General features: G+C 46.2%; 12 protein-coding genes. 3 read left to right on the top strand and 9 right to left on the bottom strand.

Going from position 1 to position 13271, the window contains the following annotated elements; translation table 11 throughout:
• Positions 1–18 precede the first annotated feature (18 nt).
• From AOC28_RS08625 to AOC28_RS08610, 4 genes are all read right to left on the bottom strand, one after another.
• Complete coding sequence (locus AOC28_RS08625; RefSeq protein ID WP_072583570.1) at positions 19–369, bottom strand: M15 family metallopeptidase; 351 nt, start codon at positions 367–369, stop codon at positions 19–21.
• On the bottom strand, positions 366–899 hold the full coding sequence (locus AOC28_RS08620) for a hypothetical protein (RefSeq protein WP_072583569.1): 534 nt from the start codon (positions 897–899) through the stop codon (positions 366–368). The genes AOC28_RS08625 and AOC28_RS08620 overlap by 4 nt, the downstream gene beginning before the upstream one ends.
• A gap of 173 nt (positions 900–1072) precedes the next feature.
• Complete coding sequence (locus AOC28_RS08615) at positions 1073–1468, bottom strand: hypothetical protein (protein WP_072583568.1); 396 nt, start codon at positions 1466–1468, stop codon at positions 1073–1075.
• A 10-nt stretch (positions 1469–1478) separates the two neighbouring features.
• Complete coding sequence (locus AOC28_RS08610) at positions 1479–2525, bottom strand: phage major capsid protein (RefSeq protein ID WP_072583567.1); 1047 nt, start codon at positions 2523–2525, stop codon at positions 1479–1481.
• A 449-nt stretch (positions 2526–2974) separates the two neighbouring features.
• On the opposite strand from AOC28_RS08610, the gene AOC28_RS08605 reads away from it, so the two are divergent.
• The gene (locus tag AOC28_RS08605; RefSeq protein WP_072583566.1) at positions 2975–3580 is read left to right on the top strand and encodes a 3'-5' exonuclease; all 606 of its coding nucleotides are present in this window, start codon (positions 2975–2977) and stop codon (positions 3578–3580) included.
• 111 nt (positions 3581–3691) lie between these two features.
• A complete protein-coding gene (locus AOC28_RS08600) occupies positions 3692–5191 on the top strand; it encodes a Fic family protein (RefSeq protein ID WP_011902964.1) in 1500 nt (499 codons plus the stop codon).
• Between the two features lie 119 nt (positions 5192–5310).
• Here AOC28_RS08600 and AOC28_RS08595 read toward each other — a convergent pair whose 3' ends face one another.
• The 4 genes from AOC28_RS08595 to AOC28_RS08580 form a co-directional block, all read right to left on the bottom strand.
• Positions 5311–6513, bottom strand: coding sequence for a cell envelope integrity protein TolA (locus tag AOC28_RS08595; RefSeq protein ID WP_072583565.1), 1203 nt, complete (start codon positions 6511–6513; stop codon positions 5311–5313).
• On the bottom strand, positions 6494–8455 hold the full coding sequence (locus tag AOC28_RS08590; RefSeq protein ID WP_072583564.1) for a hypothetical protein: 1962 nt from the start codon (positions 8453–8455) through the stop codon (positions 6494–6496). The genes AOC28_RS08595 and AOC28_RS08590 overlap by 20 nt, the downstream gene beginning before the upstream one ends.
• A 172-nt stretch (positions 8456–8627) precedes the next feature.
• Positions 8628–9128 (bottom strand): hypothetical protein, encoded by a 501-nt coding sequence (locus tag AOC28_RS08585; RefSeq protein ID WP_068949419.1) that lies wholly within the window; start codon positions 9126–9128, stop codon positions 8628–8630.
• A gap of 41 nt (positions 9129–9169) precedes the next feature.
• Positions 9170–11350 carry a heavy metal translocating P-type ATPase gene (locus AOC28_RS08580; RefSeq protein ID WP_072583563.1) on the bottom strand — a complete coding sequence of 727 codons (2181 nt, stop codon included), beginning with the start codon at positions 11348–11350 and terminating at the stop codon, positions 9170–9172.
• A gap of 98 nt (positions 11351–11448) precedes the next feature.
• Here AOC28_RS08580 and cadR point away from each other — a divergent pair, with 98 nt between their 5' ends.
• Positions 11449–11847, top strand: a complete 399-nt coding sequence (gene cadR, locus AOC28_RS08575) for a Cd(II)/Pb(II)-responsive transcriptional regulator (RefSeq protein ID WP_068949421.1) — start codon at positions 11449–11451, stop codon at positions 11845–11847.
• A 107-nt stretch (positions 11848–11954) separates the two neighbouring features.
• Here cadR and AOC28_RS08570 read toward each other — a convergent pair whose 3' ends face one another.
• A complete protein-coding gene (locus tag AOC28_RS08570) occupies positions 11955–13271 on the bottom strand; it encodes a terminase family protein (protein WP_072583562.1) in 1317 nt (438 codons plus the stop codon).

Genomic DNA, 13271 nt, shown 5'->3' with positions numbered 1-13271 from the left:
TTATTTAATCCATAATATTCAATAAGTTAGGATAACCCTTTCAAAATGCGGCACATCCACAAACCCCTTGAAATTCCCACCCCACCTATTCTTGGGGCTCAGGCTTTCCCAGTATTCGCCGACTGTACGAATGAGTTCTTTATCCCAAACCAACTTCCCATTCCAAAAGAAGTTCAGATCAATAGCGCAGCGTCTTAGGTGGTTACTGTTCATAGTCTTTGATCTTCCACTCTTGAAATAGATCTCCTGCTGCTCAGGTGAGCGCCAAAGCTCTCCTCCTGTGACTACCCACCCTTCCGCAGTAGCAAACTGAATAAGCCTACTGACGTCAATCAAGAATGCTGCCTGCTCTTTTACTAGATTGCTCATTGCTCTTCTTTTTTGTTTAAGCCATGCATGCGCATTTCAAAGATCTTTTCTACCGATCTGCCGCCGAAGTAAGCAAGCATCACCAGTTGACCCCATTCTCCTAGGAGCTTTACATAACCCTCATTGATATCTATACCCATGGCTGAGAGCAATGCAAATAACAGATAGGCCGTGAGAATGTAGACCAGCGTGCCAGGGCGAATATTCTTTGATAGCTTTGAATCGCTACCCATATCCGATTGCCAGCGATTGGTGGCATTGTCTTGTGAGGCTCGATGCATCTCCGCTAGAAGTTTTGATTCTTCTATTTCGAGCTCTTTCTGTTTGAGGGTGTATTGCAACAAGAGTTGCTCTTGCTCAATCTCTAGTTGCTTGAGCTTGATTAGATCCTCGTGACTTGGATTCTCGGGAATGCGCGCACCAATCTTGCTTTCAATGAATTCCTTGCCTTTGGCTTGAACCGCGCCCGCAAGTAGACCAAGGCCATTGACGGCCAAGGTTTGTACTAGAGATGTGATGATTGGAAGCATGTAATAGGTTCTTTTCTTGATGCTTGTATTTAGAAGTCCACCGCCCCACTACCGCCTAGGCTTTTAATTGGTGTTGGCAGTGGGGCGCAGTTACGCGCGCCCACACACCATGGTTACTTCCACACCCGCAGCCGCACCCAAACACCTGCTGCTAGCGGTGGTCTTCCCTTCTGCTAGCGTTTTTTGGCCCCCTTGGTTTCTGGTGGCTCTTGCTCAAGAGTTCCTTCTAATGCCTTCTCTTGTGCTGAAAGCTGACCTTCTTTCATTAGACCTTCTACGATCTCCATTAGGCGATCACCATCATCTTCACCAAAGACTTTGGCTACGACCTCATGACCATACTTGGCGCATAGGCGGTCATACTCTTGCTCTGGAGTAATGGTGGTCTTTGATGGGCGCTCGAACACCGTGACGTTCTCGCGCCCAAAGAGGTTACGAAGGATATTAGTTTCATAGGGCGGTACGTGCACATGGATAGTTGTAAAAGCATCCCTGCGCACTACTGCTTCCACCTCTTTGATTTGGAAGTCACTATGAATAAGTTCTTTATGGTTCATGGTGTTATTCATTTCTTCCTCCTTATTGAATAGCCAATACCGCATGGGCATTTGCTCGTGAGATGGATAAAGCGCATCGCAGGTTCACCATGGCGTACATCGCCAAGGTATCGTGCGGACGGATTGGGGCAACGATGTCTAAGTCATCATCACGTAGCTTCATAAAGCGTGTGTTGAGGAAATAGCAGCGCTTACTCCACTCCACCGTGCGATTAGCCATGGCATCAAGCTCATCAAACTGCGGATCCCAGATGATCTCTACCCCCTTGAAGGCTAAGCCATTGTTAACACCAGCACCTACCCCGGCATCAATGTACTTAGTCTCACCAGATCCCGCAATATGGGTCACCGTCACTTGCTTACGATAGGTATCAATGAACTTACCACCCGCGATGATGAAATCAGGACTACCGCCATGCTTAATACATTGACGCCATGCGGTTTCCATCTCACCCACTAAGTTACCAGGCGATGTTGAGGCAATGTCTTTGATAGCGTAGTTACGCCAGTAACTTGCTTTAGCTCGATCGATACCTCCTACCGTACCGGCATCAGGCGCTAGGCTGACAAGACTATCTAAGCCAACTACCGCATCGGCGCCGTGTGAGCCGTCGCGGTGAAGTTCTAGGTCTAACTTATTCAGAAAGCCTTCTCTTAAGACCTCTAACTGCTCATCCAAGAGGTTGATGAGTTGTACGCGCTCGTTGTATTCCAACTGGAAACCACGCGCCCCGCCCTCACGCACCTTGATGCCGTTACTAAAGAGTCGGTCATAGTCGATATAAAGACCATCTACCGCCCTTCTCCATGGGAAGGAGGCCTGCTCAGTCGTATTGCGTTTATTGAACTTGACCGTCTCCTCCCCAAAGGCCCAGCTAAAGTTACTGCCATGCTCTTTGCGGATGTTCTCGACTACGTTTTGCTTTGCGCCCAATAGGCTCTTACGACCCTCCATCAGTTTTTTAAGGAAAGGTCTCTCTACAGCGATTTGATCGACCGGTAGATTACGCAAGTACTCATCTAAGGAAACCTTGGCTAACTCTTGCAAGTCTGTATTTGAAATTGGCATATGCCACCCCATCAATAATTATTTAAGAAATTGGTGGCTTCATACCTGGTGATGGAGCGTGAACCCATCCATTGCTACGCTACTAGTCGCGACTCTAGCTTTTACGCGATGGTATGAAGCAGTAGATTGAGTGATTAGCTCTCACCACATGAATTGATTATTGGGGTGCTTGGTGTGGGGTTTGGATATTTCTGGGGTTTTTATTGGCCGATTTATTCACATCGCTATGAGTCTTTATACCCAATGTGTCTTTGTGCCACCTTGGGCATAAAAGAGCGTTTCTTTGGCAGTGGCCGTCAAGGGTGCGCAAGCCACCCCTTTGGGGTGCCCTTGACTGAATTACTCTATCGTAAATTCATTAATAGGAATGTGGTGATTTATTTTGTTTGACTCTTTGCAGCTTGATCTCTACATTGCTCATTCATCTAAATGAATAGTGAAGGAGTCCCATGGACAAAGAGCAGTGTTATTTCGCGCTTGATTTAGAGCTTAACAATTCGCAAGATAATTCCACAGTAAATCCAAAGATCATTCAAATAGGGTTAGCAGTCGGAAACTACCATGACTATGTCAATCAATCCCTATCTTCGTATAAATGGTTCTTAGATCCTAAAGAGCCTATTTTTGAGTTCATCACCCAATTAACGGGCATTTGCAATCAGGATATTTCTGACTATTCAGTTCCACATGAACAAGCAGCTAAAGAAATTGGGGAAATTATTACTACGCGTAATTGCTTTGTTAATCCCATTACCTGGGGCGGTGGCGATTCACTTGAACTGAAATCTGAATTTAAAGATCGAGGTATCAGCTTTCCCTATTTTGGTCGTCGATGGATCGATGTCAAAACTTGGTATAGCCTGCACATGCTTGCCATGGGCAAAAAACCCAGTGGCGGTCTATCCTCAGGTCTGGGTTCTTTTAAGCTTCAATTTGAAGGCAGTCCACATAGAGCAGATGTTGATGCTCTCAATACCTTGAGGCTTTTCTTTGAAATCCTTCACAGGCACAATCGGATATATCAACTGGTAAACGATGCCAAGGCCTTGAAATAGCCGTATCTATATACCTAAAAATAGGGTTATTTTGATTCTATACGCACTTTTGTTGACATTAAACTATAATATATGCATAGTTGTTGACATTAATGGATAAATTGAGGCCCCATGAACACTTCTGTTGACCAGCTGCCCCTCTTGCTTTTTAGTTCGAGAGAAGACAAAACCAATGCCCAGAGAATTTCCCGCTTGGCTAGGTCTGGTCGTTTGCGTCAAATTTATCGCGGCATTTACACCAGCGACCTCAATAGCCCACTCGAGCAAATCATTCGGCCAAATTGGCGGCAAATTACCGAATATCTTTATCCAGGCTCCGTAGTAGCTTACCGCTCTGCTCATCTTTGCAAACCGGATGATAGTGGGAATATATTTTTGGTGTCTGGCAATAGAGCACGTCAAATAGCATTTCCAGGGTTGACTCTCAATATCTTGCCAGGCCCTGCTGCAGTTCAATCGCACAAAGATTCGCTAAACGATACCCAGTATGGAAAACTCTTTATATCCTCAGAGGCTAGGCGGTTACTGGAGAACCTCTATAGCCGCAAAGGCTCAGATCTTCGCACTATGGGTCGCCCTTGGGTTGAGTCTTATTTGAGTAAGCTATGCACCATTCGTGGTGAACACAAGCTCAATGCACTACGTGATGACGCTAAAGCAATTGCCCCTCAATTGGGTCTAGAGGTTCAATTTAAAACGCTCAACACGATTGTTTCGGCCTTAATGCAAACTGGTAAAGCCCGCTCTTTACGGGCTGCTGATGCATTAGCGCGCGCAGCTGGTAAACCTTATGATCCTGATCGCATTGAGATCTTCGAAACTTTGTTTTCTGCATTAAGAAAACCTTTTCCCATCATTGAAGATCAGGCAAAAACGGGTAAAAGCGCCTTTAATTTCGCATTCTTTGAATCCTACTTTTCGAACTACATTGAAGGAACTACATTCACTGTCGAAGAGGCCTCCGAGATTATTTTCGATGGGAAGATGATTCCAAAACGAAATGAAGATTCGCATGATGTATTGGGCACCTTTAAAGCAATCATGGAGCAGCCCTTTCGCTCTAAGCCCCCAAAAGATGAAGATGATTTCTTAGCGTGGCTTTTGCAATGCAACCTCCAAATACTCTCTAGTCGCCCAGATAAAAATCCAGGCGAATGGAAAGAGCAAAGTAACCAAGCAGGAAATACTATTTTTGTTCATCCAGAGCTTGTTAAAGGCACTTTGCGGGAAGGATTCAAGCGCATCGCTTTACTAGAAGATCCATTTGCGCGCGCATTGATGGCGATGTTTGTAGTTACTGAAGTGCACCCGTTCATGGATGGCAATGGCCGAACGGCGCGTCTAACCATGAATGCATTCTTAACTCAACACTCCGCCTCTCGCATTATTATTCCCACGGCTTATCGTGAGGATTATTTGCTGCCATTAAAAGCGCTGTCTCAAAACAATGATCCCAGCCCCTTCATTCGATCCATGACTCGCGCATGGCGTTGGACCGCTGGATTTGATTATTCGAACTTCCCAAATCTTTGGGAAAAAATGAAGGCTTGTAACGCATTTACAGACAACCCCTCACAGCATCAATTGCTTGATCCTCACGATATAAGCTAAGTTGTTGACGAAAAATGACTATATCGGCTGTTTTGTAGACAAAATGAGGCGATTTGGGTGTCTAAAGACATTTATGTCTACATGCCACTAGTTTTAAGTGGCATGTAATTCACAGCTATCTATATCCCCATATTCCCTAGATGCTGAGCAATTCGATCCATGGGATTGCCTGCGCTGGCCAATGGCGTGCCTAGGGTTGAGGTTCGCGCCCGTATAGGCTGAGGGCTATGGGTTGCCATAGGCTTAATGCCTCCAAAACTAGGCTCCGGCCTTCCAATCGCCTCATAGATGGACTCAATCATGGTCTGCCACTGCTCTGGCTGATTGCTCTGCACAAAGACTTGCATGTAGAAAGGGTCTGACATGTATTTGCTAAAGCAGATCGCCTTATCGGTGTGATCAATTTCATCTGAACGAGTATTCAAAAACTTGAGCATCTGCAGCTTTGCTTCTAAGACTAATTCGGAAGGCTTTTTCTGTGAATCCACGTGAGCCATCACATTACCCACAAACTTGCTTTCTATTTCATATTTACGAATCACGTCTTGCAAGCTTGTAACCGTGCATTGAAGATCTTCAACCTGCTTTTCTAGATCACGCTTTTCATTGATGATTCTCTGCACACGCTCACAACCCCTCTTCGATTTGATGTTGCTAGAGGCTTCTTGGTTAACGCTGCCATCGACACCAGGACTCAAACCCGTAGGCCCGGGGTTCAATACCCGCTTAATTAGATCTTCACCAGTTTCGATTTGAATCTCAGTTTTCGGAAGTGTATCGACGGTAATGGCGACTGGTGCAGGCAATATTTCACCAAGGTCATGGGCTTGCGGTGCTGCCTTAAGCCCTGAAGTAGGCATAAAGGCTGGTACATGCACCTCGCCCTTCATAGGCGTAAATATAGATTCGGGTTCAAGAGTTTCAGATTCCTCTTCTAATACCTCGCCCTCATCAATATCCTCCGATAACTTGATAAGAGATGTATTAGGGGTCTTACTTAAATCATCTAATAAGTTGGTTGCTTGAGTCCGACTCTGACTCTTACGTTCCGCCTTTTGGGTTTGTTGTGCCTGAGCGCTACGCTCCTTATCTAATTGAGCGGCTTCTTGCCTGGCTTTTGCTTGCGCAATCAATTCAAGCGCACGCTCTTCCCTTGCCTTATTGCGCCTTGCAGCACTTTCGGCCGCGTGCTTCTCATAAGCTTCTTTTTCAAGCCGCTCGCGCTCTTTCTTGGCCTCCCTATTCTGCTCCCTTTGAATTGAGCCACCCTTGCTTAGTACCTCCGATTTAAAGCCTTCCACTTCATTTGCTACTTGCGTCATTGCCTGTCTCCTCTTTTAATAAGTTGCTGCTGTAATGCATTTCAGCGTTTGTCTTTTGCCTTCGCTCAGAAAACCAATTCATTCCTAAGTTTGGATCGTCATCGCGTGACCATCCCTCCGTTTGCTTTTCTACATTCGGTATAAATAGATTTGAATCGATACGATCGTCATATCGCAAGAGGGTCTCATGTAGGAGATTACGGATATGCTCGTAATCCATTCCTCTTGCTTGTAGGTTTTGCATCTGAATTGATAGATTCGTAATCATGGGTAAAACCTTGAGCCAGCTCTCTTTATCTTCTACGCCATCTGGCGCTCCAGTGGTGCCTGCCCTGATGCGTAGATCGACCATGTCAAAGATTCGGTCTTTGGTGAGTTCTGGCCAGTCGTAGGTTTTCTCCATAGTCATGACTAGTTCGCCATTGGCCATGGTGGTCTTGGTGCTTGGCGGCCCCATGTAGCGCTCTACTTGCTCTTTGGTCAGTTCTTGTAAAAGTACCTGGGCACCGTATTGCGCGATCTCTTGTAACCAATCTTCTATCTGGTCTTTGAATTCAAATACGCGCCCTGATAAGGCTCTTTGCAATATGTTGGCTTCTGTAGCTGTCTTGGGTCTTACTACCGTGGAGCGTGCGGCATCTTGCAAGCCAGTAACTTGCTCCCAGTCATAACGCACTGCACTGGTGTCATAGACGATGGGGTCGATCTTGGGGTGACCCCGAGGAATGATGACTTGGTTAAGCGGTTTGCCTTCAGTATCGACAATCGTGATCTCACCAAATCTTGAATCCGAGTGCTTTTTGATGGTCTTTTCATTGATATCAGCAGAGGCTACCCATCCTGGTATGCAGAGATCTCGATGTTGATTGAACCGATCCCTCGCTTCGTTATGCTCGTCCTGAAGACGTTCTGTCAAATCTACTAGGCTTGGGCCAACAAACTGGCCATCAACTACCTGGTATGGCAACAAGAAGAATGGGTACCAGCGCTCTCCAGCCCTTGGTGGTGAATATGGTTCACGCAGCCATTCAGTCGCGCCCTCTACCATCGTGTATACGCGCTGAGTAGCTCTGTCCCAGATCTCTAGGACTGCTATTTGCTGATCATCAGTCACCGATCCTGAATTAGCATTCATTTGCATTGAGGCTAGGCGTTTGGCTTTCTTATGAGATGGCTCGCCTTGGCCTGGTTGGTAGATCTTGGCATTAGCTAGATTCTTCTTGTAGAGCGCTTCTGCTTGGCCACGCTTCATCGGGATGATTTGGCAGATCCAGTCAGCATCGGTGTAGTCCCAGAACTCACAGATGGATGGATCAATAAGGAGGTTTTCTGTAAGAACTCTGTCGATTACCAAGCCTTCGGCAGATTGCACTTCCGATTGTTCCTGCAATGACTTGATGAGCTCTTCTAGCTCCGCTCTCTTGGCATCATGATGATGACGTTGGTCATTCTCTTGGAGGTCTCGCGTTAGCTCCTCTATAGCTAGGAGGTTTTCTTGGGCATCATTAATGCGGCCTTGGATATATGAATCCTTACTTAGATCTCGCTGATACATCACTTTTAGAATCCCGAAGCTACAGGTCAGCGCCGCCCTTACCGTAGACTTGGCTCGATTCTTAAGCTGGGCATGTTCAAGCGCTCTATTGGTGACCTTCTCTAGCGTTTTACAGAAGAGCTTGATGTCAGCGCCCGAGTGGGTAGGCGTTGTAGATATCTCTGGGTTTCGTGCGTAGACGTTAGGCAGCACTGCTGAGATCGTGCCGTGTATGAGATTGGCTCGTAGGCTATAGAAATCTTTGCCGGTGGGATCGGCGTTCCAGTTAAAGCCAGCTACTGTATTGCGGTTGTGCCTTACGCGCTTATGAAATGTTGCCCAGTGAGCGCGCGCATGTGTGATGCGGGCGGTCCATTTTTGCTGGAGGGCTCTTGAGTCTTGGGGCACATCCTATTTATAGATGGCTCGCTCTTTGCTCGTGGATTTATTCTGGATAAATATTAGTAGGTCAGCTATAGGATGAAGAGCAGACCACCTCATGTCAAAATCTAACAGGCAGAGAACGACCCAAGGGAGACCTTGGAGGACAAGTCCAGTAACTCATCCCCCTAGTGTGTTACTACCTTGACCGATCCATCCACATATAGTTCTGCTGCATCATTTGGTTCATCATGTTCTGCTGCATACCCATGTATTGATCCATCATGTATTGGCGTTGCTTTAACTGCTCAGGTGTTAATTTAGAGTAATAGGGGCCCATACCATTCCAACCCATCATGTGTCCACCCATCATGCCGCCGTTACCACCACAACAACCCATCATTCCCGAACCCCACATGCCTTGCATCATATTCATGTTGCCCTGCATTGTGCTCCAGTGAGCCTGCATCAGCTTTTGCCTTTCTTGCGGATCTTGAGTTGCACGGATCTGATCCATCTGCTGTTGCATCTTTTTAAAGTTCTCTTGAATTTGAGCGGCTTGCTTATCAAACTCCGCTACATCAACATTTTTTTGTTGTGTCTGTGAGGCTTTAGTGCCCGCCCCTGCTGTTTGCGCCAAAACGGGCGCACTTAGTAAAACACCTAAACTTAAAATCGCAACCCATCCTAGCTTTTTCATTTTAGTACTCCTTGAGTTAACTGCTTGATATGAACTAACACCTAGCTTCTTAATAACCGCAATCCATTTGCCACTACTAGCAAGCTCGCACCCATATCCGCAAATACCGCCATCCACATCGTGGCTTGCCCTGTAAAGGTAAGCACAAGGAAAATAGCTTTAATGCCAAGAGCAAGAACAATGTTTTGAGTCAGAATTAGAGCGGTTGATTTGGATAGCCGAATAAAGGTAGCAATCTTGCGTAAATCATCATCCATTAGCGCAACATCAGCAGTCTCTATCGCAGTATCGGTTCCAGCCGCCCCCATCGCAAATCCAATACTTGCTCTTGCTAAAGCGGGGGCATCATTAATGCCATCTCCAACCATGCCTACCTTTACATTGGGATCCTTTTTTAGGCGACTGTCAATTATTTTGAGCTTATCTTCAGGCAATAAATTACCCATAATCTCATCGACACCCACCTGTTTACCTATTGCCTTAGCGGTGTGCTGATTGTCACCAGTGAGCATGATGGTAGTCACGCCTAATTGGTGAAGCTCATCAATAGCCTGCTTGCTTGTTTCTCTAACAGTATCGGCCACCGCAATAATGGCTAAAACCTCTGTTTGGTTGGTAAGCAATACCGCCGTTTTGCCTTGCTGCTCTAGTGGTAATAAACGATTCTCAATATCATCAGAGCACAAACCCAATTCTTCAATCAGTCGATGATTGCCAAGGTAATACAAATTACCCTCAATAACGCCTTTGACACCGCGACCCAGAATCGCCTCAAAGCTATCTACAGTCTTTAAATCATTCTTTTGCTCTTGATTAGCATGGGCAATTGCTAGAGATACGGGATGATCAGATCGCGCTGCAAGACTAATGGCAATTTCGTGAATATGCTTGTCATTGCTACTTAATGCAAAAAAGTCCGTTTGTGCAGGCTTCCCGTAGGTTAGTGTCCCTGTCTTATCTACTGCTAAGACCTTCATGCTCCGTCCTGCTTCTAAAAAAGCGCCTCCTTTAATTAAGATGCCTTTTCTTGCAGCGGCTGCTAAGCCACTCACAATCGTTACTGGTGTTGAGATCACCAAAGCACAAGGGCAGGCAATCACTAACATGACTAATGCTTTATAGATCCACTCTTGCCATGACTGCGCCATTAACAATGGAGGCAAAACAGCGACTAACACCGCAAGCAAAAAAACAGCTGGCGTATAGATCTTGGCGAATTGATCAACAAAACGCTGGGTGGGCGCACGACTTCCTTGCGCTGCTTCAACTGCATGAATAATTCGAGCTAGCGTTGAATGAGTCGCTTCTGCAGTAACTTTGTATTCGAACGATCCTGTCTGATTGATCGTTCCTGCAAATACCTCATCGCCAACTATCTTATCGACGGGTAGGCTCTCACCCGTGATTGGCGCTTGATTTACTGCCGAGTTACCACTTATTAATATGCCGTCTAAAGCTATTCGCTCTCCAGGACGCACTCGAACTAAAGCACCTAAAGCGATAGCCTTTACATCCGTTAGCACCCAAGAGCCATCGGCTTGCTGAACGGTTGCGGTTTCAGGGGTGAGGTCTAATAATCCACGAATCGCATTACGAGCACGATCTAATGACTTGGCTTCAATTACTTCAGCTAGAGTAAATAAGAACATCACCATGGCGGCTTCTGGCCAACTTCCAATCGCCATCGCGCCTGTGACTGCAATTGACATTAAGGCATTGATATTGAGATTGCCATTCTTTAATGCAATCCAGCCCTTTTTATAGGTGGTCAGGCCACCTGAAGCAATTGAGGCGATTACTAGAGCAATGACAATCCACTGATTACCAAGTTGCAGCAATTCCATGATTTCAGCCAAGGTTGCAGTGATACCTGCAACAGCCAATGGCCACCAATTTTTTTTAGGTATAGGCTCAATCGAGCTGTCCTTTGTAGAAGTCTGACCACTTTGTAGCACCGCCTGCATTCCAATTGAACCCAAAGCGGACTCGATAGCGTCAAGTGAGTTGAGATTGTGACCAACCGTGAGTATCCTTTGCATTAAGTTAAAGTCCAGCGACTCAATGCCGCTTACACTAACTAGCTTTTTGCGAATAAGCGCCTCTTCAGTTGGGCAGTCCATATTTTCAATGCGATAGATGGCCTTATTCTTGCTCCGTATCTCAGAAGCCTTTGTCACAGGGGTTGATGTAGAACAACTACAGGAGGTATTGCATTCGCTCATAGCGGAAACCTAAATGATGAAGACATAGAACATTTAACACCCTATAGTAACTATAGAGTCAAGGGATTAGAATAAAAATGTAAAAACTTGGAGGTCAAATGAGAATTGGTGAACTAGCAACAGCCACAGGCACTCAAGTGGAAACTATTCGGTTTTATGAGCAAGAGGGTTTGTTAGCAAAACCGGCTCGATCTGAGGGTAACTTCCGAATCTACGGGGATCAGCACCTGCAACGCCTTACATTTATTCGCCACTGCCGCTCGCTGGACATGACCTTAAGTGAAATTCGTCAATTACTTCGCTTAAAAGATTTGCCCGATGAAAACTGTGATGCAGTAAATGAATTGCTTGATGCCCATATTGAAGGTGTAAGCAATCGAATTAATGAGCTACGCCAACTTGAGCGACAATTAAAGCTGCTCAGAAAACAATGTCATGCGAATCAGGACTCAGCACACTGCGGGATCTTAAATAAATTATCGCTACCCGTGAAGTAAAAAAGAGGTGACACTACCGCCTCTTATTGGCCGTTCTCCGCCGGTCCAGCACCACATAAAACTTAGTTGAACGGCAGAAATGGGATGTAAAGCAGACTTTTCGCTTATCAGACAACAGTATCTGCAACTCTTCTCGCCCGCATTACCCCGTATCTAGTTGCATCCCAAGCATGGTCTTCTGCATCGGTATCTACATCTTCTGGATTTAATGAGTCTGGTGGTAGCTGGGGAATAGTTCTTAGCCAATGCTTACAAGTTGAGAAGATCTTGAGTCTATCCTCAGCTAGTAGCCGGATGATTTCTTGTGCTCCGTTTACTCGACTTCTAGGGGCGTTATAGGCCTCGGTCCATTTAACACCTTTGTCCCTAAAGATTTGTCCTATTGATCTTTCTGCTCCTATCTTGGAGAAGATGGATGGGTCTGCTAGATTCATGCGGTATTCATAGCCAAGGCGTTGATCATGAATCTCGATCTTTTTAATCTTGTCCGCGACTACTGTTGCATCTTCTCTGGTGCCCGTGTTTTCTTTATCTCCATACCCATAGAGCTCTCTCCATAGGTAATAGACTCCGTCATTAGATAGTGCGAACCAATACACGGCGTATGGCCTTGCATAGCCCCAATCCATTGAGCGCCAGACCTTCCAGGTTGGTGGAATTGCGAAGGGCTCTACAACGTGTCTAGAGGGCTGCCATACGCCTTCCAAGAAACTTCCCACGTGGATATCCCAATCACCCTCTAGCCAGGCTCTACGCCTGTTTGGATCGCTCAGCGACTCAAGACTCATCAGGTAGTTGGGATCGTTTTTGAGAAGGTGGGTGTTCTCGTAGATAGTCGAGTGAATTCGCACTCTGGGTAACGCGCCCTCCTGCCTGATGATTTGTCCTGCCGGTATTGCCCCAATCTGAAATCTTTCCTTTACGGACGCATGCCCCACTCCAAATGGATTGCACGTAGCTCGCACCATCCGTGGCATGCCTGGGTAAGAGGATCTGCAGGTTGAAAGCATTGCTTCGTAGAAGGAGAGATTGCGCCAATTAGTGAGTTCTTCGAATGCTAAAAATGGATACTCGTGTCCGTGATAATTCCAGTAGTCTCCCTCATTGGCCCCATACCGAAAGTACAACATCTCACCTGTGGGCCATTTCCACACATAGTCTGATTCATTGAACTTGGCACCCGGGAAGATTTGATAGAACCAGCGCTTACTCTTGGCAACAACGTCAGCCAATTGTGGATAGGTCAGGCGAAAGAGTGTGCCGCGCCAGTGATCACCAAAGCCTCTACCTACATGTTGGGCATAGCTCATGAGTAAGGTATCGGTCTTACCCCCACCTCTAGTACCTTCAAGCAATACTTCATACACTGGGCATGTCAGAAACAAAGTCTGGCTACCGGGCAATGGTGCCCAGATGGTTTTCAT

The sequence above is a fragment of the Polynucleobacter sp. MWH-Adler-W8 genome (assembly GCF_001889925.1).
Classification (GTDB): Bacteria; Pseudomonadota; Gammaproteobacteria; order Burkholderiales; family Burkholderiaceae; genus Polynucleobacter.
The sequence above is the reverse complement of the archived record's forward strand: the minus strand, read 5'-3'. Positions and strand labels throughout refer to the sequence as shown.